Here is a 22,194-nt window from a genome sequence, read left to right on the forward strand (position 1 = left end):
CAAAAAACTGATAACAATAAGTATAAAAAAACTTTTTAAATAGATAGGGCTAGACTATATTTGTTTTATAACATATAGATCAAACATACCAAAAAACCAATTTAGATATCAAATTTCTCTTTTTTATAGAAAATTACCCTTATTTTTAGATAGGCTTTTAACATAACGAGATTCAAGTTATAGGTACGATTCTAACGATTTTCGATATGTAAACCTCTTACCTAATGTCTATCATATTTTGGTATGTATTAAATACTGATTTATTATAGAAATATCTACTCTAAAAAATCTAGTGAGAGATCTCCCTACTTCCGATGCTATATATAGGCTTCATATTATGTTCAAACTAAATATCAATTATTTAAAATTAAGTGAAATAATTATCTTATTTGAATTAAAGTTTAATGTATGACTTTTTAATTTACCGACATTTCAGACCATGATTCAAAAAAACTCGCTCTTCTCTTGCTCTCAAGCATAGCCTTAAATGGTTGTGTACAATCTGGAATGACTACAGATACGATGGGAGTACCTTCCACAAAAACCAGTCTCTCTACTGAACAAAAACAACAATTACAACAACTCATTGATAAAACAAAAAAGAACCTCATTTTTGTGAAAGGTGGCTATACGATTTTTCTTAAATGCTTGTTCCAATTCATCAAGGGTCATTTTATCTGAGTTAGAAATAGTATTCTTTCATCATAACGGATGGTTTAGAATGACCAACGTAACATATATTGTTCTTGAATCTGATGGTCTGCAGTTTCTCGATTAGGTTTTTTTATCTAGAGTCAAATCAATTAAAATGAGTTCACAACTCAGGCCTTTATTCACTTCATGGTGACCATCGATGCGTTGTATAAAAAGTTGTGGACTAAGTAGCAGACTTGAGAATTGAGCGTGAATCGCTCGTGTTTGATATCCAAACCCCAAACTTTCTAAAAGAGAAAAAACATCACTGATCATTAGAAAAAATTATTTATACAATAAATAATCAAAATTAAGACACAAATTTAATATAAAATGTGATTTTTTTTCAAAAATATTAAATAAATATTACATACCACTTAGTTGGAGAGTAATTTTTTATTCTATCGGAATAATTAAAATTAGCATTTGATGACATTAAACATATAACTATATTAATGCTTCTTTAGGATCAAAGATGACTCCATAATGTTTTAGCATTCGCGCGAAATACGTTATAATTACGCGCTCACTTTTATCTGATCATTTTATATGCCATACAAGCTACAAGCTGTTTCCCTTGATTTAACGACTGATGTCACTCATGAGTGTTATCTGCATTACACACGTGATCAACATTTAATTGGTGTGATTAAATTTCATAAGGAAACTTATCAGCTAAAATGGCAAGATTTAGAGTACATTCGACGTCGTACAGAAGAATTTTCTGTGATGCCTTATCCAGACTGTATTGTAGCTATGATTGTAGATATTCGTGATGTTGCACCATTTATAGATCAGGATGTACCAATTATTCCTTGGAAACTGGTAGATGAAGAATGTCCTATACGCATCGTTGTCCCACAAGATCGGCTCGAATTTTATAGTGGCTTTTTTGAACCGACTTGGCTGACCTCAAGCGTAGATACAGCACTGTTAGAAATTCGTACATTTATGGATATGTTCGTTCATTAAAACAAGGGAGACTTTATCTCCTGCTCTGACAATGTTGAATGTAGTATTCAATATCTTCATGATCATATCCAAGTAAATGACCGACTTCTCGCTCTAAATCAGGACAAAATCCTTTTTGCATAATTTCGGCTAAAACTGCTGCCAACCTCAGTCCACTTTTAGACTCAGGTTGTTGTGAAATAATGTAATGAATCACCTGATACATCTCTCCATCTAAACCTTGCAAAAACCGATCGTACTTAATCGTTTTACAATGCAATCGCCCAGTCTTAAGGTATGGATTAAACGCATCAGGTATTTCACTACCTGTATAAAAAAATGCGAGCTCTTTTTTATTTTGTAGCATTAATTCTAGTTCGTTGCTTTCATGTGGCCCTAAAGATGGATGCGTCATTATTATTTACCAATAATTTTCAACAGCAATATTCCCCACACCACGGCGATTCATGGTTAAACCACGCGATTTTAGTGCCTCCTTGGTGTCCTCTACCATTTGAGGGTTACCACACAGCATAATATGGCTTGATGATGCATCAAAACTACGTCCTGCTACTTTTTCTAATTGACCATTTTCAATAAGAATAGGCAATCGGTGGTGCAACTCTGCCGACTCATCTCGCGTAATAATTGGAATGAATTTAAAGCCTTGATGCCCTTCGCCAAAGGTTTCAGCCGTTGCTTTAATTTTTTCTACATATGCCAATTCATCTTGTGTACGTACACTATAAACGAGATAAATATTTGTGTAATTTTGCCAAGTTTCAAACTCTTGTAACATCGATAAAAATGGTGCAAGTCCTGTACCTGTACCTAAAAGCCATAAGTCCTGCGGTGCAGGCGTTTGATAACGTGCCAAAGTTAGAAAACCATACGGAATTTTTTCTAAATATAAATCATCATTCACTTGCAAATCTTTCAAATGCGAAGTGAAGGCGCCATCTGGAACAACTATTGAAAAAAACTCCAAAGTTTCAGCGTAAGGAGATGATACAATTGAGTAAGCTCGAACAACCAAGTCGCCATCAACTTCAATACCAATACGTGCAAATTGCCCAGCTGTAAATTTAAAATGAGCGGGTCGCGTCATGGTAAAACTAAACAAATTGGTTGCCCAGCGATGTACAGATAAAACTTTTTCGACACTAAATTTTTCAGAAGTCATGTTTTCAAGGTGCATGAAAATGTAGCTCCATGTTAGCATGACCCTAGAAATTTTGATATTTTTACAATTAAGGCTTCAACCCATGCGCATGACCTTACGCCAATTGGCTGTATTTGTAGCCGTAGCTCAAGAAGGAACTGTCACTAAAGCAAGTGATGCGGTGAAATTGACACAAAGTGCGGCAAGTATGGCATTAGCTGACCTAGAAGACGGTCTAGGTGCACCACTATTCGACCGTCTTGGAAAAAGACTACAACTCAATGATTTGGGAAGATTTTTACTCCCTCAAGCCTTAGAAATTCTTGGCCGTTGTGAATCTTTTGAACAGATTGCAAAAGGTGAATTACAAAGTATAGATCTTCGTTTAGGTGCAACACTCACCATTAGCGACTATCTTATGCCAGATCTTATGGCAGGTTTTTTAGGTCAGCATCCTCAAGCTCACTTACAACTTCAAGTTGGTAATACCCGACAAATGATTGAAGCAGTCAGTCAGTTTCAACTCGATCTTGCACTTATTGAAGGCGCATGCCACCTTCCACAACTACATACCATTCATTGGCGTGATGATGAATTGTCTGTATGCTGTTCTCCTGACCATCCACTTGCACAATTAGATCGTCCACTGACCATTAAAGATTTTGAAAATATTGAGTGGATTTTGCGTGAAGAAGGTTCAGGAACGCGCGATGTTTTTAATACAGCTATTTTAAAAGATTTAAACAGTGCAAATATTCGTTTAACGCTTGGACACAATGAAGCCATTTTAAAAATTATTGCAGGTGGCTTAGGTTTATCTTGTATTTCTAAGCTTGCCCTCAAACCCATGTTAAAAACTGGACAATTGGTCGAACTAAGCACTCCTTTTTGGGAGTTAAAGCGTCCCCTATATATGCTCATTCATCATCATAAATATCAGGGTCCAGGACTCAAAGCATTTAAGAAGTTTTGTGAGGCGCAAAGCTTTTTGGAAATGTAAATAAAAAAGGCACAATAAGTGCCTTTTTTATTTGCTCAACACGTGTACCTAGTCTTTTTGAACACTACCAAAAATCTTATCGCCTGCATCGCCAAGACCCGGAACAATATAACCTTGCTCATTTAAACCTTGATCTACAGAAGCAGTAAAAATACGTACATCTGGGTGATGTGCTTCAACTTTTGCAATACCTTCAGGTGCAGCAACAAGCACCATCACTCGAATATCTTTACAACCACTTTCTTTTAAGACATCAATGGCAGCAATTAGTGAGTTTCCTGTTGCTAGCATTGGATCAATAATCATAGCAATACGATTTGCCACATCTGGTACGAGCTTTTTATAGTAAGTACGTACTTCTAGTGTTTCTTCATCACGCTCTAAACCAAGTACACTCACTTTTGCACTCGGAATAAGGTTTAAGAAACCGTCCAACATACCAATGCCTGCACGTAGAATTGGAACAACGGTGATTTTTTTACCTGCAATACGCTGAGTCGTTACTTTTCCTGCCCAACCATCAATTTCCTGATCAACCACAAGTAAATCTTGTGTTGCTTCATACGTCAGCAACATGGTGACTTCTTGTGAAAGTTCACGAAAGTTTTTCGTACTGATATTTGCACGGCGTAACAAGCCAATTTTATGTCGAATCAGTGGATGACGAATTTCTTGGATTGGCACGAGGAACACCCTAAAAATAGCTCAAATTAGACATAGTATAACGAGTTTTCAGTAGAAATAAAAAAGCCCTCATCACTGAGAGCTTTTAAGTGATTAAATAATCGTATTAATGATTAAATAATACCGTTTGAATAGGTGCTAAGATTTGAGATGCAGTTGAGATTTTCAAAACAGGATCTGGATATACACCAATGAGCAAAACTAAAATTGCACAAAGTAATACCATAATCCCACCTGCTTTTTGCCCCCAATGTTGTGCTGCATCAATCTTGACCAATTTCGGTGGTGTCATATACATAACAACGGTTACACGTAAATAATAATATAACCCAATACCACTGCCTAAAATAATCATGGCAGCTAAGAACCAGTGCCCTGCATCTACGGTCGCTTTAATAAGCATAAACTTACCAATAAAGCCCGCAGTTAATGGAATACCTGCCAACGACAACATCATCACTGTAAGTGTTGCTGTCAGAATTGGTCGACGCCAAAAGAGACCTGTATATGCAGATAACCCTTCAGCCTCACCCATTTCTCTATATGGACTAGACATAAGTGTGACCACACCAAAAGCACCAATGGTGGTCAGTATATAAGTAATCATATACATATTTAGACTGTCTAAACTAAAGTAATTCTTGCTAACAAATGCCACCAATAAATAACCAAAGTGAGCAATCGATGAATACGCCAAAATTCGCTTTAAATTAGACTGACGTACTGCAAGCAAATTCCCTGCTAAAATTGAAAGTACAGCAATAATTGATAAAATAAAGGTAATTGATGCAATCATTGCACCCGATGCCAATAAATATCTAATTAATAAACCAATCGTACCTACTTTAGCCACGGTTGCCAAAAATGTAGCAAGTGGTGCAGGTGCACCTTGATACACATCAGGCGTCCATTTATGAAACGGCGCTAAAGACAACTTAAATGAAACAGCAAAAATAATCAGGCCAATGCCAAGAATGACCATTGGATTACCTGCCTGAATTAAATGTAGTAACTGCTGAAACCCATTATAGAAAGATAATGTTCCTGTATAGGCATAAATATATGCCATACCCATAAGTAACATTGCAGATGCAGTTGCAGATAAAATTAAATACTTAATTCCAGATTCAAGTGATTTTTCACGTTCATGTGTATATGCAACCAACCCATAAACAGGTACAGACATCAGCTCTAGACTAATAAAGAATGATGCATAGTGACTGCTGGCAACCATAAGCATTGCACCAATCACAGATAACAACATGAGCATATAAAGCTCTTCTTTATTATTGTTATAACCTTCAATGTATGCATGAGATAGCGTACAACATGCCAATGCTGCAATTAGAATAAGTAATTGATACAGCATCGTAAATGGATCGACAACAAACATACCCATAATGTCTGCTGGTTTAAAACCACCACCAAACATCGTCATTAAGATAGAGAGTCCAGCCAAATTCAAACCAATGACCGACACCGTTGCAATTAAGTGATGGTTACGTTTAATGGCCGTAATGATCATGACAATCACAGAAGTTATTGCAACAATAAATACAGGCACAAGTGGTATAAATGCAGAGTAATTCATTATTGGACCTCCACATGGTCAAGTTGGGTCGCTGCCTGTTGCATGACTTCAACGCTGTTGTGCACAGGAATATAACTATTGGCTAACCAATGCATTGTAGAGTTTGAAATATCTAAGAATGTTTGTGGAAATAATCCCAACCATACTAATCCAACCACACAAATCATGAGTAAGCTTATCTCGCGTACACTTAAGTCTTTCAGTGGATGAGGATAATGTTTTTGCTGTGCTTCATTCGGTTTACCGAATAAAGTTTTATGAATAAGAATCAGACCATATAAGCCCGCAAAGACAAGGCTGACTGCTGCAATAATCGTAAACTTTGGAAACTTTGCATAAGCACCCATAAGAATAAGGAACTCACCAATAAAGTTACCTAATCCTGGAATACCAACCAATGCAGTCACAAAAAACATGAGGAAGAATGGTAAATAACGGAATTGACCGCGCATACCGCCCATCAAACGTAAATCACGTGTGTGTAGACGTTCGTAAATTTGACCACACATAATAAATAGTGCCGCAGACGATAAACCATGTGCCAACATCATGATCATAAGACCTTGATAACTTAAAACACTTCCTGCATAGACTGCAAGAATAACAAAGCCCATGTGTGAGATTGAGGTATATGCCAACAAACGTTTCATATCAGTTTGTTGGTAAGCACACCATGCACCGTAAAAAACACCAATTAAACCAAATACAATTGCGGTATCGGCAAATTGTGCCGATGCTGTTGGAAAAAATGGAATAACGAAGCGTAAAAGACCATACGCTGCGGTTTTAATGAGAATACCGGCCAAATCTACAGAACCTGCCGTTGGTGCTTGAGCATGAGCATCCGGCAACCAACCATGTAAAGGAAATACTGGTAGTTTCACAGCAAAGCCAATAAATAGACACAACATAAAACCAAAAGCGAACTCTGGTGGTATGTTATGTGCAACTTGCATGAGGAAACTATAATCGAAACTCACCATGCCATTGGTTAAGATATAACCCCAAACAACAAGCCCTAAAATCCCAATGAGCATAATGAGTCCGCAAACTTGGGTATAAATAAAGAACTTTGTTGCAGCATATACACGTGACTTTCCTTTCTCTCCTTTATGTCCCCATAATGCAATGAGGAAATAAATTGGAACAAGCATCATTTCCCAAAAGAAGAAAAATAAGAATAGGTCGATGGCAAGAAATACACCTATTACCCCACCTAAACTCCATAACAGATTTAAGTGAAAGAATCCTACATTCTTTTGAATTTCTCCCCAAGAACATCCAACAGCCAAAATACCTAACAGTGCAGTCAATCCAACCATCATTAAAGATAAGCCATCGACAGCCAAATGAATACTAATACCTAGACTAGTAATCCATGGAAGTTGAAATTCAGAAGCAAAGGTAGGCTGTACTGAACCCAGTTGAAAATGGTAATTGCCTTGACTCCATAACAATAACGTCAATACAAAAGTAAGTACCATCCCAATCATAGCAATCCAACGTGGCAGATGCTGATCGACCTTATCGACACACCAACACAAAAAACCTGCTACAAAAGGTACAAGAATTAGTGCGGGTAAAATTAAATTGTTTTCCATTTTATTTCCCCACAATCTGTACGGCAATTAAGATCATTAATAAAACGACCACACCGAATGACATACTAGATGCATATTCACGCAACGATCCTGTTTGACGTGAACTTGTAAAACCACTTCCTGCTTTTACAATTGCAGGCAACACGAGCCATAAACGATCGATTGGGTCATGTCCAAATAGTTTGGCGAATAACAAATATGGCTTCACAAATACAATGTTGTATAACGCATCGAAACCAAATGCATTTTCTAAGATATGTACAAGACCTGCACCGAACCAAGTTTTAGCAAATGATTTGACAGCACCATACGCAAATACAAATAAACCGACACCCACTGCCAAGCCAATTAAGGCAATAATCACAGCGGTGTACTCAGCAGAATGAACAGCGCTTTCAACCTGTTCTGGCATTAAAAATTGAGGAATACTTGCAGACGTTAATAGATTGGCAACAGGTGTTTTTAAAAAGCCACCAACAAACGTAGACAGTACAAATAAAATAGATAACGGCGCCCAATATGTCACACCTTGGATTGCATGTGCATGGGTTTTTTCTTTGCCAAAAAATACAATCCAAATTAGACGGAACGTATAAATGGAGGTTAAGAATGCACCTGCAACACCTATCCAATACAATGTATTGTATAAAGGCAAATTGCTTAACATACCATGTGCATACACTGCACCTAAAATGGCATCTTTAGAGAAGAAACCAACCGTAATAAATGGAATTGCAGCAAGTGCACCGCCACCAATTACAAAACATGCAAATACAAATGGAATCTTCTTCCACAAACCACCCATTTTAAAAATGTTTTGCTCGTGGTGACAGGCTAAAATGACCGCACCTGAAGATAAGAATAACAATGCTTTAAAGAACGCATGGGCAAGCATATGAAATAAACCTGCTTGATATGCTTCTGCACCCACAGCCATAAACATATAGCCCAACTGGCTCATGGTCGAATAGGCCAAAATACGTTTAATGTCTGTTTGTACCAGTGCAGCAAAGCCCGCAACCAATAAAGTGACTGCACCTGTCACAGAAATAAACTGCAACACTTCAGGTGCCATTTCAAATACTGTATGTGTACGGCAAGTGAGATAAACCCCTGCTGTTACCATTGTTGCAGCGTGAATTAACGCCGAAACTGGCGTTGGCCCTGCCATTGCATCTGCAAGCCATGTTTGCAGTGGAATTTGTGCAGATTTACCTGCAGCACCTAAGAACAACATGAGTGCTGTCCAAAAAGCTAAATTATGCTGACCTGCAAACACTTCATACGCATGCGTTACAATCGTTTGAATATGCAATGTGCCAAATTGTTGATACAACAAAAAGAGTGCGATTAATAAAAACACATCACCGACACGTGTTACGGTAAATGCTTTAATGGCAGCCCACCCATTAGAAGGGTTAGCATAGTAAAAACCAATAAGTAGATACGAGCATAACCCCACGCCCTCCCAACCAAGGAATAAAAGCGCTAAATTATCTGCAAGTACCAATACCAACATGCTTGCAACAAACAGGTTAAAATATGAGAAGAAACGGGCGTAGCCTTCATCGCCTCTCATATACCATGATGCAAAGATATGAATGAGAAAACCTACACCTGTAATCATTCCCATCATAAGTAACGATAAGCCATCAAGCTGCAAGTTAATGCCCGGTGCAAATCCATTGACATCGAACCATGTCCATAAATGCTGAACAAAAACAGGTTGACCACTACCTACAAAACTGATGCCCGCAATCGCAGCAAATAAAGCGGATAAACCAACTGAACCTACACCAATAATTGCAGCTATATTTTCTGAGAGCTTGTCACGCCCAATGGACAATAAAATAAAACCAATGAGCGGAAATAGTACTGTTAAAAATAGAAAATTCATCCGCGCATCTCACTGGCTGCATCCACATCTAAATGATGGAATCTGTGATAGAACTGAAGCACAAGTGCCAATCCAATACATGCCTCTGCCGCAGCAAGCGTCAGTATAAAAATGAACATGACTTGTCCATCTGCTTGTCCCCACACACTGCCTGCCAAAACAAAGGCCAAAGCAGCAGCATTCATCATGATTTCTAAGCTCATCAAAATGAATAAGAAGTTACGGCGAACCATCACGCCATAAAAGCCTAATGCAAAAAGAATAGTCGCAACGATCAGGCCATGTTCTAAAGGAATATTACCCATTACTTTGCTCCTGTTCTTCAGTTGGTTCACGTTTACCTAGATGAAACGCAGCAACCAATGCAGCCAATAGCAACATTGCAGCAATTTCTACCAGTAAGACATATTGTGTAAACAGTGTTTTTCCTACATCTTGAGCACTGATTAAACTTGTACCCAGTACAGCATTTTTTGTGTTGTAATCACTGCCAAGCATCCACACCAATGTTAAACCGAGTAAAAAACTCATTAACGCAGGAATGGCCCATGTATCGGAGCTCAACCATTTTCTTTCTTGCTCCATGGTATGCTGTCCAAGATTCAGCATCATCACCACAAAGACAAAAAGTACCATAATTGCGCCTGCATACACGATCACTTCAAGAGCACCTGCAAACGGTGCACCCACAATCATAAAAATACCTGCAACAGCAAGCAAAGAAACAATCAGACAAAGCAAAGCATGTACAGGGTTCGTATTCGTAACAACGCGAATGGTTGAAACAATGGCCACGACTGCCATTAAATAAAATGGCCAAATCATGGTAATAAACTCCGTACATCTACAGGTTTAGATTCTTTTTGTGCTTCACCTTTATCTTTGCCTGCAACAGCCATTCCCGTTACACGATAAAAGTTATAATCTGGGTATTTGCCCGGCCCTGAAATCAGTAAGTTTTCTTTTTCATAAACCAAGTCTTGGCGCACATACTCACCCAATTCAAAATCGGGTGTAAGCTGAATTGCCGTAGTTGGACATGCCTCTTCACACATCCCACAAAAGATACAACGTGAAAAATTTATTCGGAAAAATTCAGGATACCAACGTCCATCTTCTTTCTCTGCTTTTTGTAATGAAATACATCCGACAGGACATGCCACTGCGCAGAGGTTACATGCCACACAGCGCTCCTCTCCATCGGGGTCACGAGTCAAAACAATACGACCACGATAGCGCGGAGGAACAATGTCTTCTGCAGGTACGTCAGGATATAAAATGGTGTCTCGCTTACGTGTTGCATGGCTAAAGACCATCCATAACGAACGCACGATTGAGCCAACACCAGCTAGAATTTTAATCATTAAATGCTCTCCCTGCTGTTTTAGGCTGAATGTCTAAGTAGAATGACTGCACCTGTCACCAAAAGGTTAACGAGTGCAAGTGGCAAACAGACTTTCCAACCAAAATTCATGACTTGGTCATAGCGTGGGCGCATCAATGAACCGCGCGCAAGAATAAACATCATGACAAAAAATGCTGTTTTGAGAATGAACCAAAACGCTGCTGGAATAAACGGTATATCAAGATTAAATGGCGCTAACCAACCACCAAAAAACAGCGTCACAATTAATGCTGATATCACAATAATATTGACGTATTCGGCAACGAAGAACATGCCCCACTTCATTCCACCATATTCGACATGGTAGCCTTCAGAAAGCTCTTGTTCTGCCTCAGGTTGATCAAATGGATGACGGTGAGTTACTGCTACACCAGCCACCACAAACACCATAAAACCAATGAACTGTGGAATAATGTTCCACATATCGCGCTGTGACTCGACGATATCTCTTAAATTAAATGAGCCTGCAATCGCAACCACACCCATTAAAGAAATACCTAAGAACACTTCATAAGAGATGGTTTGTGCCGATGAACGTAGTGCACCTAATAGTGCATATTTATTGTTTGATGACCAACCACCAAACAGTACTGCATAGACTGCTATTCCTGCCATTCCCATAAAAAAGAGCAAACCAATATTCATATCGGCCGCCCCTAAATAAGGACTGATTGGAATAATCATAAATGATAAAACAGCCGTTGCCATTGCGACTGCAGGCGCGAGTCGGAACGTCAGTTTATCTACAAATTTAGGTGTCCAGTCTTCCTTGAACATAATCTTAAGCATGTCTGCCACAATTTGTAGCGAACCAAAAGGCCCAACACGGTTTGGCCCATAACGGTCTTGCCATAACCCAAGCAAACGGCGTTCAACAAAAGACAGTAAAGCTGCACATACCACCACAACTAATAAAATAACAATTGCTTGAATTACACTGTATGCAACAGGCCAGTCCGTTGCCCACTGTGGCAGTACACGTAAATTTTCGTTCATGCGTGTGCTCCCAACGAAAGTGCTACAGGCTCTGCCCAAGAAACCGTCGGTGCTTGCCCAATTGGATAACCAATATATCCTTCAGGCAAATAGTCAATGATATGCACAGGCAAAGAAATACGGCTTTCACCAACTTGAATTGTAACTTGCTGTCCGTCTTGAATATTTAAACGTTTTGCATCGTGTTCGCCCAAAGCAAAAGTTGCCTCTGGAATGCGTGACTGCATAGCAGGTGTTTTAATACTGAATTCACCTGATGCAAAAATATGATGCATTGGAATAAGATGGAAGCTGTCTGTACGTTGACTGGTCGCAACTGGTGTTACATAGTGGCGTGCAGGACGTTTTGGCAAAAGATCGAAAAGTCGAATACCTGAATCGCCCCCTTTGAGATGTCCCCCCACTTCATCCTGATATTTATTCCAAGATTGTGGTGAGTTCCAACCCGGTGCCCATGCAAACGGCACAAGTGATGATGCATCTTGTGGCCCCACATAGCCTTCCATAGAGAATGTAAGTGCAGAGTCTAAATCTACAGGCTGTTTTGGCTCATGTACCGAAATTGGCGCACGCATAGCAGTACGACCTGAATAACGTCTTGGTTCACGTGCCACTTTTAAACCATGAACACGATAACCTGCATTTGGTGCAACATCTTGAATTGCTTCAAGCGTTGGCACTTGTTTCACAATATGTTCAATCACATCATCTAAAACAGTCCATGACACTGACTGACCACGCAATCCCGTTTGAATTGCATGCAACCAACGCCAAGATTCTTTAATGGCATATTCAGGTTTGTAGTAACTCGGATCATAGACTTGATAAAAACGTTGTGCACGCCCTTCTTGACTAACAACCGTACCATCACCCTCTGCAAAGCTCGCTGCAGAAAGCACAATATTGGCCTGTTGAAGTGTTGCCGTTTCACTATGATCAAGCACGATAATTTGTTCAGCTTTCTCAAAAGCCGTTTGAACTTGTGCATTTGGTAAATGTCTATATAAGTCATTTTCAACAATAACCAACGCATCGTAGGACTGACTAAGCGCTTGTTCGAGACTTAAACCATCTAACAGTGCCACACCCATCGAGTTCACTTCAGGCACAACTAAACTCAAACCTGCATTATCATCTAAGGATTGTACAAGCTCAGCCGCCGCTTCCATAATTGAAGCATCTTGTAAACTTGTACCTGCAATAATAAGCGGTTTTTTTGCGGTTTTTAGCGTATCAGCAATACTTTCAGCAAACGCTTTAGCATCATCATCTAGACCAACAACATGCTCACCTTTTAGCACAGATGCGATACCAAAACCTAAACGCGCAATATCATTTGGCGATGCGACAACTTCAGCCGTTGCTACATCAGCAAGGCGTGTTTGTGTTGCTGCCAAAATATAAATTGGAGATTTTTCATCTTGACCAATACGCAAAACAGGCTCCGCAAGCCATGCAGGTGTACGTGTTTTTGCAGCCATTTCTTTGGCTTTGTTTTTTGCTGCTTGACGTACCGAAAGTGCCATACGTGGTGCAGTTTGCGTTAGATCTTCACCTAAAATGACAACCGCATCATAGCTTTCAATTTCACGTAGATTCGGGTTATAAATTCCTTCACTTTGTAAAATAGAAACAGCCAACTCTACAAGAGATTGCTCTTTTTGGCTCATTCCTGTCGAGTAGGATGATGTACCCACCAACTCACGCAGCGCAAAGTTAGACTCTAAGCTCGCACGAGGTGAACCAATACCGAGTACTTTTTTACCTTTCAACGTTGCAATCACTGCATCAAGCGCTTCATCTACTGAAACGCTAGAAACTTCATGTTTATTTCTAAATTGTGGCTGACGAGGACGACTGTCTAAATTGACATAGCCTGCACCAAAACGACCTTTATCACATAGGAAATATTGATTCACTTCACCATTGAAACGGTTTTCTATACGGCGTAATTCGCCATAACGTTCGCCCGGAGAAATATTACAACCCGATGAGCAACCATGACAAACACTTGGTGCATACTGCATGTCCCACTTACGGTTATAACGTGCAGAATGTGTCTTATCGGTAAATACACCCGTTGGACACACTTCAGTTAAGTTACCTGAAAATTCACTTTCAAGCGTACCTGACTCAGGACGTCCAAAATACACACGAGATGCATTGGCATACACACCAAAATCTGTACCACCTGCATAGTCTTTGTAATAACGAACACAACGGTAACATGCGATACAGCGATTCATCTCATGCGCAATAAATGAACCCAACTCTTGGTTGTAATGAGTACGTTTAGTAAAGCGATAACGACGGCGATCATGCCCCGTCATCACTGTCATATCTTGTAAATGACAGTGACCACCTTCTTCACAGACAGGACAGTCATGTGGATGGTTTGTCATTAAAAACTCAACCACAGACTCACGAAAGTCGGTGGCTTCTTTGTCTTCAATTGAAATAAATGTATTGTCAGACGCAGGTGTCATACATGACATCACCAAACGCCCACGTGTATCCTCTGGGTTTGCATATTGCTTCACAGCACATTGACGACAAGAACCCACGGAACCTAAAGATGGATGCCAACAAAAATACGGGATGTCTATTCCTAAAGATAGACATGCTTGCAATAGGTTCTCTGACCCATTGACCTCATACTGTTTTCCATCGACATGTATTGTAGCCATAGTCGAATTCCTTAAGCTTGTTCAGCATGTGTCGTTTGAACAACAGGACGATCCGTCACTTTTGCTTCAAACTCACCACGCCAATATTTTAATGCGCTTTGTAACGGTTCCATTGCACCCGGTGCATGGGCACAGAACGTTTTACCAATCCATAGTTTTTTTGTGAGCTCTTGGAGATGCTGAATATCCATCATCTTCCCATCACCTGCTTCAATCGCACGTAATGCTTTTACACTCCAAGGTAAACCATCACGACAAGGCGTACACCAACCGCAAGACTCTCTTGCAAAAAACTCTTCTAAATTACGTGTCGCGGCAACCATACATTGTTGCTCATCAAACACCATGAGTAAGCATGTACCTAAACGTGAGCCTGCTTTCATAATGCTGTCTGAATCCATTGGAATATCTAAATGGTCAGGCGTTAAAAAGTCAGTTGAAGCACCACCCGGCAACCATGCTTTTAAGGTTAAGCCTTCACGCATACCGCCTGCATGCTCTTCAATCACTTCACGCGCCGTTGTACCAAAAGGAAGCTCCCAAAGTCCGGGAAAGTTTACTTTTCCAGAAGCCCCATAAATTTTTGTACCGGGATCTTTAGACTTTCCTGCAGATAAGCCAACATACCACTCAGCACCGCGTAGCAAAATTGCAGGTAAGTTGTTGTATGTTTCAACATTATTCACAATTGTTGGACGACCCCATGCACCTGCAACTTGTGGAAACGGTGGTTTTGTACGTGGGTTCGCTCGGCGACCTTCTAACGAATTAATAAGCGCAGTTTCTTCACCGCAGATATAACGCCCTGCGCCTGTATGCACATGAAGTTCAAAATTCCAACCAGTGTCTAAGATATTTTCACCCAAATATCCCTTGGCACGAATTTGATCAAGTGCATGATTTAGATATTGCGCAGCCTCAATATATTCACCACGAATAAAGATATAACCATGCGTTGCTTCAAGCGTATAACCTGCTATAAGCATCCCCTCAATAAGTTGATGCGGTAGCTTTTCCATGAGCAAACGGTCTTTAAACGTCCCCGGTTCCATCTCATCGGCATTGCAAATTAAATAACGTGGCCCACTCTGATCATTGGGTGCCATTAACGACCACTTAATGCCCGCTGGGAAACCTGCACCACCACGACCTTTTACTGTCGCAGCTTTAATCACATCTAATACTTCTGCAGGTTGCATAGTAATTGCTTTTTTAAACCCTGCATAACCCTCTAGACGCTCATAGTCGTCAAGCAAATGAACATATTCTTGCTGGCTTAAACGCCAAGTTAAAGGATGTGTTTCAGGGTTGCCATCGCCGTAAATTGGTTTTGGTGTCGTATTCATACATACTTCTCCAACAATTGTTTGACTGAGGCAACATCTACTAACCCATGTGTGTCTTCATCAATCATGAGTGTTGGCCCTTTGTCACAGTTTCCTAAACAGCAAATTGGCAATAAAGTAAAACGATTGTCTGCTGTAGTTTGTCCAAACTGAATACCCAGTTCACGCTGAAATGCTTCAGCTAAAGTTTCTGCACCCATTAAAAAGCAAGCAATCGAGTCGCACAGTAAAATAACGTGCTTACCTACAGGTTGGCGGTAAATACGATTATAAAATGTTGCTACACCTTCTAAGTCAGCAGTACTGATAGTCAGCAGTTGTGCAATCGCATTAAGCTGTGCATCATCTACCCACCCATTTCGACGTTGTACACATTTGAGTGCATCTAAAGATGCTGCACGTGGATAAGGGTAATGCCCAACATGATGTTGAATCTCATGAATTTCTTCTTGCGTCAAAATTCCCTCAACATTCACACGTGGTTTTCGATCAGTTAAAATCATCATCTGTATTATCCCCTAGCGATCCACATCAGCCATAACCACATCAATGGTTGCCAAGTAAATGATTAAATCCGAAACAAGACTGCCATTAATGACAGATGGAATTTGCTGTAGATGCGTGAATGTTGGCGTACGAATACGTGTGCGATAACTCATGGTTGCTTTATCTGAAGTGAGATAATAATTACTCGCTCCTTTCACAACTTCGGCCATCACAGAAGACTCGCCAGCAGGCATAACAGGGCCCCACGACACACTTAAGAAGTGGGTAATTAGAGTTTCAATATCTTGTAAGGTTTTATCTTTCGGTGGAGGAACTGCCAGTGGATGATCCGCTTTATATGCGCCAGATGGCATATTGTCTAAGCACTGTTGTACAATTTTTAATGACTCTCTGATCTCGTGAAAATGCACCATGACACGTGCATAAGCATCGCCTTCATACTCTACAGGCACATCGAAGTCATAGTTCTCATAACCACTATATGGACGGTACTTACGTACATCAAAGTCAATGCCTGTTGCGCGTAACCCTGTCCCTGTTACACCCCATGCAAGGGCAGATTTTGCATTATATTGCGCGACGTTGCGGGTACGTCCAATAAATACCGAGTTACGTAATGCTGCTTTGTAATACTCATCTAAACGTTTAGGCATCCAATCTAAGATGTCACGAATGAGCTTTTGCCAATTATTTGGCAAGTCATGTGCTGTACCGCCAATTCGGAACCATGCAGGATGCATACGAAAGCCTGTAATTGCTTCGATTGCATCATAAATTTTTTGACGATCGGCAAACATATAAAATACAGGTGTCATTCCCCCTGCATCTTGAATCGCTGTACCAATAAACAATAGATGGTTATTAATGCGAAATAGCTCAGACATCATGACACGAATACATTGCGCACGATCAGGCACAGTAATACCTGCAAGTTTCTCGACACCCATCACATACGGCATATTTTGTGCACAACCGCCCAAATAGTCCACACGGTCTGTATATGGAATAAATGAGTGCCATGTTTGACGCTCTGCCATTTTTTCCACACCACGATGGTGGTAGCCAATGTCAGGTACACAATCTTTTACTTCTTCACCGTCAAGTTGCAAAATAATACGAAATGCACCATGCGCAGATGGATGGTTTGGCCCCAAGTTTAAGAACATGAAGTCTTCATCATCATTGCCACGTTTCAGTCCCCAATCTTCTGGGACAAAACGTAAATGCTCTTGTTCAAAATCTTGCTTCGCCTGATTCTGCATATATGGCGTGTATTCCGTTGCACGTGCAGAATATTCTTTACGTAACGGATGCCCTTCCCAATAAGTTGGTAGCAAAATACGGCGTAACATTGGATGACCATCAAAATGTATACCGAACATGTCATAAGCTTCACGCTCATACCAGTTGGCATTTGGCCAAATATTTGTTGCTGTAGGCAATTTCAAATCGGTTTCGTTTAAAGCAACTTTAATACGAATATCTGCATTGCGCTCTAACGAAAGTAAATGATAAAAAACTGTAAAATCTGAGGCAGGGAGTCCCTCACGATGTTGACGCATACGCTCGTCTACTGCCGACAAATCGAACAGCATGACATAGGGACGTGAAATAGTACGCAAGAACATAAGAACGTCTTGCACTTGAGCACGCTCAACCCAAATCGTTGGAAAATCTTCAAACGTCGGTTGCACATAGAAGTTCTCTCCAAATTTGGATTTTAATTCTTCTATGATGGCAAATGCTGGGCGTGAATCAACTTTGCTTGATTCGTCTGGCATAGCAATTTCCGTTTCAGCCATTGTTTTGGCTTCCTTATTACAAATTATTATTAATGATCCTTAACGACAAATGACTCATCCAGAGTCTTTATTTTTTTATCGTTAGAATTATTTAATCTCATCCATAGAGCGAAGATTTTTTACCGCAATGCGCTGTGCATTTTTACGGTCACGTTCTGGCATCATCTTTGGCTTATAAACTGGCTGAAGATCATCACCAATCACAGCAGAGAGCGGACGGCGCTCTAACTGAATCTGGTCTTGTAATAATAATAAAGCTTGAATGAGTGCTTCTGGACGTGGTGGACACCCTGGTACATACACATCTACAGGTATAATTTTATCTACACCTTGAACTACTGAATAAATGTCATACATGCCACCTGAATTTGCACAGGCACCCATTGAAATGACCCATTTAGGCTCTAACATCTGTTCATATAAACGTTGAATGACTGGTGCCATTTTCATAAAACATGTCCCTGCAACAATCATTAAATCTGCTTGTCGAGGTGATGCACGAATCACTTCAGCACCGAAACGTGACATGTCATGAACACCCGTCAATGTGGTTGCATATTCCACATAACAACAAGAAGTACCAAAGTTAAATGGCCAAACTGAGTTTTTTCTTCCCCAGTTCACAACACTATGGGCAACATCTTCTAGGCGGGTCATGAATACATTTTTATTCACTTCTTCCTGAAGTGGATCATCCACAATTTGTCTTTCTTGTAACGGATATTCATCCGCTTGCGGATTAGCACGGGTTAATGTGTACTTCATCCCGTATTACTCCTTGTCAGTAATGACTTTCTTTTTTACACGTGATTGGGCTGGTATATTTCCTGTTGGATCTCTTACTAATTCATCAACAGAATTGAAACGTGTGATCTGTGCAATATCCATATGCGCAGAACTAACGAGGGATTGTTTATTTGCAGCTTTAAAACGATCTGATGGTGACCAGTTTAATGCACCTGTCGAAAGCGCATAAGCAAGACCAATTAAAAGATCAATCACAAAAATTGCAACGGTTGTATAACCAAACCACCCAACATCACGAACAGAGGTTGCCCATGCGTATAAATAAAGCGCTTCAATATCGAAAATAACGAAGAAAATAGCAACGAGATAGAATTTTGCAGACAAACGCATACGTGCGCCACCTGCACCAACAACACCAGACTCAAACTGCTCTTGTTTGGCACGCCCCCACGACTTTCCACCAAGAAGCTGTGGAACGGTAAGCATGAAGACGCAAAGGAATGTAACACCGATTACGAAGGCAATAATTGCCCAATCGTCTGAGGTAATGGCACTCATGCGGGGATAACTCCTGGCTGGCCTGTTTTAAAAACAAAAATTTGTATAACTGTTCAAAAATAGCTTACAAATTAACTTTAAACAGATTTATTGTACTCATTTATTATTTTGCTTACTAGGTTATACCATTAGGTCAAAAAGACTAGAAATTAAACACTTTCATTTAAAAAACCGACCTAAGACTTAGGTATATATACTTATTGATGAATACTATTAAAATAAAAAGTATTCACTTTTTTTTCAATACATCTTATATTTTTCTTTATTTCTACCAAAATCATAAAATAATAAAAAACCAATCAAAATAGTCGGAATAAAGCCTTATTATATCTTATAATGAGAATACTTCTTATATAAGCACATAAAAATTAATTTATGTGAAATACAGCATTATTTATATTTAAAATAATTTTGTATTAAATCATTTCTCATATAAATATTTATCTTTGAAAAATATACTTATTTTTAGCAAATCTATTACAAATCATTTCTACGAAATTTGTTAATGTGACGACATAAAAAAGGTAAAAATGGAAAGAAAAAATGAACCTAGAATTTACACATAAACCAAACTATTTTTTGTATGCACAACTATTGATTCGACATATTGAAGATCAATTAAATAAGGACAAAACCTTACATCAAATTAGAATTTCTTTTGAAAAACTCAAACATATTTTTCAAGAGGATACTGCTGCAACAAGTACAAATCTAGATAGTATTCTACATATCGCCAGTGAGTATAAAATTGAAACACTTTCGGGTGATGAGCGTATTATTCAAAAATATGCGATTGATGTTGAAGATAAAGAGTTAATTCTAAATATCCCTGAAAGCATAATCCAATCATGGATTGATGAAAAAAAGCCTATTTTATTTCCAAATTCAATGGACTATGATTAATTAAAAAGGCGACCTTATAGGTCGCTTTTATTTGTTTTACTTAATTGTTGTACCGTACTTCTTTGAGCAGGCCATCTCATTATAAATCTTGCACCGCCGAGGTCTGGACTGCTGTCTACTTTAATACTTCCACCAAACCAAAATGCAATACGGCTCACGATAGATAGGCCTAGACCATATCCACCCGATGCACGCGTTCTACTGTCATCCAATCTTGCGAATGCTTCAAAAACTCGTTCACGATCTTCTTCTGGAATACCAGGCCCGTCATCTTCGACGCAAACATAAGCTTGCCCATCCTCTTCAACACCACCGCTAATACGAATACGCTGATCACAATGACGTACTGCATTACCCACTAAGTTTTGCACCACCCGATGCAAATATCTTCTCTCTGCATCTGCAACCACATCAATATCTGGGGCAATTAATTGAATATCTTTTTGTGTTTTTAAGGCCTGTGTTTCTCGCTCTACTTGCTCAAGTACACCAGCAATATCTATACTTTGAATATCTAATGATGGCATACCTTGTTCAAGTTTTGCATAAGTCATAATTTCATCAATTAAAGTATTTAATGCTTCAATATCTTTATCGATCATCTCCACCTGACTTAAGCGATACTCGTATTCTTCTTCCTCTGCAAGCATTTCCATACCAAATCGAATACGTGCAACAGGTGTTCTTAGTTCATGTGACACCGCGCGCATAAGCTCACGCTGTGCTTCAATCAAACGTTGGATATGTGTTGCCATATCGTTATAACTTGAAGATAGGCTTGCCATTTCATCTGTACCCTCTACAGGTAACCGTGTAGACATATCACCAGTTTTAATTTTATTAAGTGCAAGAATTGCCTGTTTAATTTTTCTTTGTAATGGAAAAATAAGCACATATACGCCCAAACTTAATAAGAATAGACTTAATAAAGTAATACCAGCAGCAATTTGAAATGGCATCCAATTAAACATAGGTACAGGACCTATGACTAAGACTTCAGATGGATTATTTGGTATTGGAGATACGATAGATATCGTTGTACCACGCATTGTAGCGTTATCACGGTACAATAAAATACTTTGATCTTGGCGCAGTCGACCCACCTGCTCTGAGTCTAAGCCTAGGCTCAAAATAGGCTGAATTTCAATTGGATAAGAAAAGTGACGATGTATTTTGTCTAAATACTCTTTTTCTTGTCCGGGATAGTAAATCAGATAGTCTAAAATAAAAATAGGAAGTGCCTTAATTTGGCGCTCGCCTATTTTGTTCGCATTAATAAATAAATAATGCTTTGGATCACTAGGCAATCCAAGATAAATATCTGCAACTGACGTTTGTGCATCATAACGTACAACAGCTTGTTGATTATCCATTCGCTTCTTTTCAGAACGAGATAATTCAACTTTGCTACTATCTACTAAATAAATAGGTAACTCTAAAAGATCAGATGCATCAGAAATCCAATCTTTCTTTTGCTGTGCTGTTGGCTGGCGTTCTATTCCTTGTGCAATGACATAAGAAATACCATCTGTTAATGACTCACGGTATTCTTGGGCGCGCTGATAGTTAATTACCTGTACCAACAAGTAACCAAAGACAGCAACCAACGCAACGAGAATAACAACGCCAGCATAGATACGTAAGAATATACTGTGTTTAAACAC

At 39.4% G+C, this 22,194-nt stretch carries 21 protein-coding genes; 3 read left to right on the forward strand and 18 right to left on the reverse strand.

Translation table 11 applies throughout. The annotated features are described in order from the left end of the window. Positions 1–774: 774 nt before the first annotated feature. Positions 775–969 carry a hypothetical protein gene (locus tag OZX61_RS09205; protein ID WP_277094620.1) on the reverse strand — a complete coding sequence of 65 codons (195 nt, stop codon included), beginning with the start codon at positions 967–969 and terminating at the stop codon, positions 775–777. Positions 970–1,242: 273 nt separating this feature from the next. On the opposite strand from OZX61_RS09205, the gene OZX61_RS09210 reads away from it, so the two are divergent. After that, positions 1,243–1,665 (forward strand): hypothetical protein, encoded by a 423-nt coding sequence (locus OZX61_RS09210; RefSeq protein ID WP_237411389.1) that lies wholly within the window; start codon positions 1,243–1,245, stop codon positions 1,663–1,665. A 13-nt stretch (positions 1,666–1,678) separates the two neighbouring features. Here the strand turns inward: OZX61_RS09210 and OZX61_RS09215 are convergent, their stop codons facing one another. Together OZX61_RS09215 and OZX61_RS09220 are read right to left on the reverse strand one after the other, a co-directional pair. Beyond that, positions 1,679–2,059, reverse strand: a complete 381-nt coding sequence (locus OZX61_RS09215) for a hemin receptor (RefSeq protein WP_277094621.1) — start codon at positions 2,057–2,059, stop codon at positions 1,679–1,681. 6 nt (positions 2,060–2,065) lie between these two features. Continuing rightward, entirely contained in the window at positions 2,066–2,827 is a 762-nt protein-coding gene (locus OZX61_RS09220; RefSeq protein WP_277095653.1) for a ferredoxin--NADP reductase, read from the reverse strand. Between the two features lie 82 nt (positions 2,828–2,909). Between OZX61_RS09220 and gigC the strand changes: the two genes are divergently transcribed. Further along, positions 2,910–3,806, forward strand: a complete 897-nt coding sequence (gigC, locus tag OZX61_RS09225; protein ID WP_195771062.1) for a LysR family transcriptional regulator GigC — start codon at positions 2,910–2,912, stop codon at positions 3,804–3,806. Between the two features lie 48 nt (positions 3,807–3,854). Here gigC and upp read toward each other — a convergent pair whose 3' ends face one another. From upp to ndhC, 14 genes are all read right to left on the reverse strand, one after another. Then, positions 3,855–4,490, reverse strand: coding sequence for a uracil phosphoribosyltransferase (upp, locus tag OZX61_RS09230; RefSeq protein WP_277094622.1), 636 nt, complete (start codon positions 4,488–4,490; stop codon positions 3,855–3,857). Positions 4,491–4,596: 106 nt separating this feature from the next. After that, positions 4,597–6,081 carry an NADH-quinone oxidoreductase subunit NuoN gene (nuoN, locus tag OZX61_RS09235; protein ID WP_277094623.1) on the reverse strand — a complete coding sequence of 495 codons (1,485 nt, stop codon included), beginning with the start codon at positions 6,079–6,081 and terminating at the stop codon, positions 4,597–4,599. Continuing rightward, positions 6,081–7,682 (reverse strand): NADH-quinone oxidoreductase subunit M, encoded by a 1,602-nt coding sequence (gene nuoM / locus OZX61_RS09240; protein WP_277094624.1) that lies wholly within the window; start codon positions 7,680–7,682, stop codon positions 6,081–6,083. Before nuoM ends, nuoN begins: the two co-directional genes overlap by 1 nt. 1 nt (position 7,683) lies before the next feature. Further along, positions 7,684–9,579 (reverse strand): NADH-quinone oxidoreductase subunit L, encoded by a 1,896-nt coding sequence (nuoL, locus tag OZX61_RS09245; protein WP_277094625.1) that lies wholly within the window; start codon positions 9,577–9,579, stop codon positions 7,684–7,686. Continuing rightward, positions 9,576–9,884 carry an NADH-quinone oxidoreductase subunit NuoK gene (nuoK, locus tag OZX61_RS09250; protein WP_195771057.1) on the reverse strand — a complete coding sequence of 103 codons (309 nt, stop codon included), beginning with the start codon at positions 9,882–9,884 and terminating at the stop codon, positions 9,576–9,578. The genes nuoL and nuoK overlap by 4 nt, the downstream gene beginning before the upstream one ends. Then, the gene (nuoJ, locus tag OZX61_RS09255; RefSeq protein WP_237411394.1) at positions 9,877–10,404 is read right to left on the reverse strand and encodes an NADH-quinone oxidoreductase subunit J; all 528 of its coding nucleotides are present in this window, start codon (positions 10,402–10,404) and stop codon (positions 9,877–9,879) included. The genes nuoK and nuoJ overlap by 8 nt, the downstream gene beginning before the upstream one ends. Further along, complete coding sequence (gene nuoI / locus OZX61_RS09260) at positions 10,401–10,943, reverse strand: NADH-quinone oxidoreductase subunit NuoI (protein WP_023272727.1); 543 nt, start codon at positions 10,941–10,943, stop codon at positions 10,401–10,403. The genes nuoJ and nuoI overlap by 4 nt, the downstream gene beginning before the upstream one ends. 20 nt (positions 10,944–10,963) lie before the next feature. Continuing rightward, positions 10,964–11,980 (reverse strand): NADH-quinone oxidoreductase subunit NuoH, encoded by a 1,017-nt coding sequence (nuoH, locus tag OZX61_RS09265; protein ID WP_237414663.1) that lies wholly within the window; start codon positions 11,978–11,980, stop codon positions 10,964–10,966. Next, positions 11,977–14,667: an NADH-quinone oxidoreductase subunit NuoG gene (gene nuoG, locus OZX61_RS09270; RefSeq protein ID WP_277094626.1), complete on the reverse strand. Its 2,691-nt coding sequence runs from the start codon at positions 14,665–14,667 to the stop codon at positions 11,977–11,979. Before nuoG ends, nuoH begins: the two co-directional genes overlap by 4 nt. Positions 14,668–14,678: 11 nt before the next feature. Continuing rightward, entirely contained in the window at positions 14,679–16,013 is a 1,335-nt protein-coding gene (gene nuoF / locus OZX61_RS09275; RefSeq protein WP_195771054.1) for an NADH-quinone oxidoreductase subunit NuoF, read from the reverse strand. After that, positions 16,010–16,519 (reverse strand): NADH-quinone oxidoreductase subunit NuoE, encoded by a 510-nt coding sequence (gene nuoE, locus OZX61_RS09280; RefSeq protein WP_023272731.1) that lies wholly within the window; start codon positions 16,517–16,519, stop codon positions 16,010–16,012. The genes nuoF and nuoE overlap by 4 nt, the downstream gene beginning before the upstream one ends. 12 nt (positions 16,520–16,531) lie before the next feature. Continuing rightward, positions 16,532–18,322: an NADH-quinone oxidoreductase subunit C/D gene (gene nuoC / locus OZX61_RS09285; RefSeq protein ID WP_277094627.1), complete on the reverse strand. Its 1,791-nt coding sequence runs from the start codon at positions 18,320–18,322 to the stop codon at positions 16,532–16,534. 87 nt (positions 18,323–18,409) lie between these two features. Then, a complete protein-coding gene (locus OZX61_RS09290; RefSeq protein ID WP_277094628.1) occupies positions 18,410–19,087 on the reverse strand; it encodes an NADH-quinone oxidoreductase subunit B in 678 nt (225 codons plus the stop codon). A gap of 6 nt (positions 19,088–19,093) precedes the next feature. Beyond that, positions 19,094–19,627 (reverse strand): NADH-quinone oxidoreductase subunit A, encoded by a 534-nt coding sequence (gene ndhC, locus OZX61_RS09295; protein WP_277094629.1) that lies wholly within the window; start codon positions 19,625–19,627, stop codon positions 19,094–19,096. A gap of 543 nt (positions 19,628–20,170) precedes the next feature. Between ndhC and OZX61_RS09300 the strand changes: the two genes are divergently transcribed. Continuing rightward, complete coding sequence (locus tag OZX61_RS09300; RefSeq protein WP_277094630.1) at positions 20,171–20,530, forward strand: hypothetical protein; 360 nt, start codon at positions 20,171–20,173, stop codon at positions 20,528–20,530. Between the two features lie 14 nt (positions 20,531–20,544). Here OZX61_RS09300 and bfmS read toward each other — a convergent pair whose 3' ends face one another. Beyond that, on the reverse strand, positions 20,545–22,194 hold the full coding sequence (gene bfmS / locus OZX61_RS09305; RefSeq protein WP_195771049.1) for a sensor histidine kinase BfmS: 1,650 nt from the start codon (positions 22,192–22,194) through the stop codon (positions 20,545–20,547).

Source organism: Acinetobacter sp. ESL0695 (assembly GCF_029392135.1).
Lineage (GTDB): Bacteria > Pseudomonadota > Gammaproteobacteria > Pseudomonadales > Moraxellaceae > Acinetobacter > Acinetobacter pollinis.

Bases quoted from the DNA above. Each gene is read 5' to 3' on its own strand.
- OZX61_RS09205 (WP_277094620.1), bottom strand. From the start codon at position 969: ATGATCAGTGATGTTTTTTCTCTTTTAGAAAGTTTGGGGTTTGGATAT.
- OZX61_RS09210 (WP_237411389.1), top strand. From the start codon at position 1,243: ATGCCATACAAGCTACAAGCTGTTTCCCTTGATTTAACGACTGATGTC.
- OZX61_RS09215 (WP_277094621.1), bottom strand. From the start codon at position 2,059: ATGACGCATCCATCTTTAGGGCCACATGAAAGCAACGAACTAGAATTA.
- OZX61_RS09220 (WP_277095653.1), bottom strand. From the start codon at position 2,827: ATGACTTCTGAAAAATTTAGTGTCGAAAAAGTTTTATCTGTACATCGC.
- gigC (WP_195771062.1), top strand. From the start codon at position 2,910: ATGCGCATGACCTTACGCCAATTGGCTGTATTTGTAGCCGTAGCTCAA.
- nuoN (WP_277094623.1), bottom strand. From the start codon at position 6,081: ATGAATTACTCTGCATTTATACCACTTGTGCCTGTATTTATTGTTGCA.
- nuoM (WP_277094624.1), bottom strand. From the start codon at position 7,682: ATGGAAAACAATTTAATTTTACCCGCACTAATTCTTGTACCTTTTGTA.
- nuoL (WP_277094625.1), bottom strand. From the start codon at position 9,579: ATGAATTTTCTATTTTTAACAGTACTATTTCCGCTCATTGGTTTTATT.
- nuoK (WP_195771057.1), bottom strand. From the start codon at position 9,884: ATGGGTAATATTCCTTTAGAACATGGCCTGATCGTTGCGACTATTCTT.
- nuoJ (WP_237411394.1), bottom strand. From the start codon at position 10,404: ATGATTTGGCCATTTTATTTAATGGCAGTCGTGGCCATTGTTTCAACC.
- nuoI (WP_023272727.1), bottom strand. From the start codon at position 10,943: ATGATTAAAATTCTAGCTGGTGTTGGCTCAATCGTGCGTTCGTTATGG.
- nuoH (WP_237414663.1), bottom strand. From the start codon at position 11,980: ATGAACGAAAATTTACGTGTACTGCCACAGTGGGCAACGGACTGGCCT.
- nuoG (WP_277094626.1), bottom strand. From the start codon at position 14,667: ATGGCTACAATACATGTCGATGGAAAACAGTATGAGGTCAATGGGTCA.
- nuoF (WP_195771054.1), bottom strand. From the start codon at position 16,013: ATGAATACGACACCAAAACCAATTTACGGCGATGGCAACCCTGAAACA.
- nuoE (WP_023272731.1), bottom strand. From the start codon at position 16,519: ATGATGATTTTAACTGATCGAAAACCACGTGTGAATGTTGAGGGAATT.
- nuoC (WP_277094627.1), bottom strand. From the start codon at position 18,322: ATGGCTGAAACGGAAATTGCTATGCCAGACGAATCAAGCAAAGTTGAT.
- OZX61_RS09290 (WP_277094628.1), bottom strand. From the start codon at position 19,087: ATGAAGTACACATTAACCCGTGCTAATCCGCAAGCGGATGAATATCCG.
- ndhC (WP_277094629.1), bottom strand. From the start codon at position 19,627: ATGAGTGCCATTACCTCAGACGATTGGGCAATTATTGCCTTCGTAATC.
- OZX61_RS09300 (WP_277094630.1), top strand. From the start codon at position 20,171: ATGAACCTAGAATTTACACATAAACCAAACTATTTTTTGTATGCACAA.